At 57.7% G+C, this 2111-nt stretch carries 2 protein-coding genes; one reads left to right on the plus strand and one right to left on the minus strand.

Going from position 1 to position 2111, the window contains the following annotated elements; translation table 11 throughout:
- The coding region (locus AB4043_RS23430; RefSeq protein ID WP_442308253.1) for an SUMF1/EgtB/PvdO family nonheme iron enzyme at nucleotides 1–719 on the minus strand (719 nt) is incomplete at its 3' end.
- 394 nt (nucleotides 720–1113) lie between these two features.
- Between AB4043_RS23430 and AB4043_RS23435 the strand changes: the two genes are divergently transcribed.
- Nucleotides 1114–1971: a hypothetical protein gene (locus tag AB4043_RS23435; protein ID WP_442301588.1), complete on the plus strand. Its 858-nt coding sequence runs from the start codon at nucleotides 1114–1116 to the stop codon at nucleotides 1969–1971.
- Nucleotides 1972–2111 lie beyond the last annotated feature (140 nt).

Below are 2111 nucleotides of genomic sequence, written 5' to 3' on the forward strand. Positions count from 1 at the left end.
GTCCCCGTATACCCATCGTCTCCCGTGTCATGACGGGGGAACTCTCCCTGCCAGATATTGCAGCGATGCTCTCCGTCGGGCCGGAGCTTATCGCCCCAGGGATAGAGTTTCTGTACCAGGCCGCCACGGGCGGAGTACTCCCACTCGGCTTCCGTCGGAAGCCGTTGCCCAGACCATTCGCAGAAGCTCAAAGCGTCGTTCCATGAGACATGAACGACAGGGTGATTGCTTCTGCTTTTGATCGCGGAGTCCGGTCCTTCCGGGTTTCGCCAGCTTGCGCCAGGAACCTTGCACCACCACGGAGCCGCGGCGACCGTATCGACCACAAGTTCGTAAAACCGCTCTTTTGGAATGTGTGCCCAGAAGACAAAAGACCATCCGAAGCGTTCGGCCTCGGTTCGATATCCCGTCTCATCGATAAACCTGGAGAACAGTTCATTGGTCACCGGATACCGATCAATCCAGAATGGATCGAGAGTCACTTCCCGAACCGGCCCTTCGCCGTCGTCAGGAAAGGCTTCGGCATAATCGGTTCCCATCAGGAAGGTTCCTCCCTGCATCGCGATCATCCGGTCTCGGGGATCGCTACCGGAACGGAGTTCCGAGCGCTCTTCAGCCACTACCGGCCGTGCCTCCGCCGAAGGCGCGCAGCAACCCTTCTTGGAGGCGGGCGCCTCACCGTCCGTTACTTTGGATGGCTGGGGAATGATGCAGCTCATAGAAACCTCTGTCGGGCAAGCTTACACGGTTTGAAAGAAGAAGATCACGCTGGTTAATCGTCTAATTTTGGACCGGTTTGGCGTCTCCGATGGACCTCTGGAAGACGCGATAACAGGTGCATCGGAACATTTATGTTGACGGTGGAAAGAAAGCTGATGGAACTTTTCGACCGGAAGGAATTACGTCTTTCCGGCAGAGAATTCGGGGTGCGTCGGTTCAGATCGATACTTCCCCAAGACAGCGTTGGGTTGAATCCACTCTATCCACGGCTTTTGATGGAGGGTATGCGGGAATGCCGTGTTTGGCACCACGGTTGCAACAGCACACGGACTTCGTGTCCCGCTGAGATCGTGAAGGTGCGGAAACGTGAGTAGCAATCGACGGAGGATTTTCATGAATACACGCACGACGCTCGTCACGACCCTACTCGCCATGGCTAGCTTTACGCTCGTGGCTCAGCAATCACCCTCAACCAGCCAGCCCGACCAGCAATCAGATGGCCCACCCACCCGGCAGAATCCTGCCAGTACAGCACCGGCATCTCCTGATAGTCAGGACGCCAATACTGCTGCAGCATCGAGTGCACCGCTGAGCCCAGTGAATGGCGAGCTCGTCAGCAAGCTGGACTCAAAGACCGCTAAGAATGGCGACAGCGTCGTAATCCAGACCAGGACACCAGCCAAGACCGCGGACGGAGCTGATATTCCCAAAGGGTCGAAGCTCGTCGGTCATGTACTCGGCGTAAAGGCGAGTGAAGGAGGACAGAACTCCCAGGTTGTACTTCAGTTTGACCATCTCGAACTGAAGGGCGGTCAGAGTGTCCCGATCCATTCGCAAATTCAGTCCATCACTCCAGCGGGCGGTGCAGCATCGGCCGGCAGGTCAAGCGCGATGAGCGCGCCACCGGCGAGTGGTACATCCAGCCCAGGCGCTAATGCAGCAAGTGGTGACAGCAGCGCAGGCGCCGCGCCGCAAAGCCCAAGCTCCAATGCGGCGGCGGCTTCCGGAGGGGACAGTCCTGCAGCAGGTAGCCCCGCGCCCGGAACAGTCGTAGCCAAAACCGGTAACATCGCCATCAGCACCACCTCGGTTCCCGGTGTGTTGCTGGCGAACAACGCGCCCGGCCAACAAGATCCTCGAATGGCTCAGGCTTCCAGCATCCTGCTTGGCGCAAAACAGGATATCCAGTTGGATAGCGGCACACAGGTGGTGGTGGGCATCTCTTCTACCGCCGGTGGTGGAACACAGTAACAACGGCGCTGTCGAGGGAAAGATAGTTCGTTTTGTGCATGGAAACTCCTGTGCAGTTGAATGGAGCCAGTTCGGCTCTACTCAACTGCACAGGACCAACTTTGTTTGTTATTTCGCAGCGGCCGCATGCCCATGTACCG

It is taken from the genome of Terriglobus sp. YAF25 (assembly GCF_052113305.1).
Classification (GTDB): Bacteria; Acidobacteriota; Terriglobia; order Terriglobales; family Acidobacteriaceae; genus Terriglobus.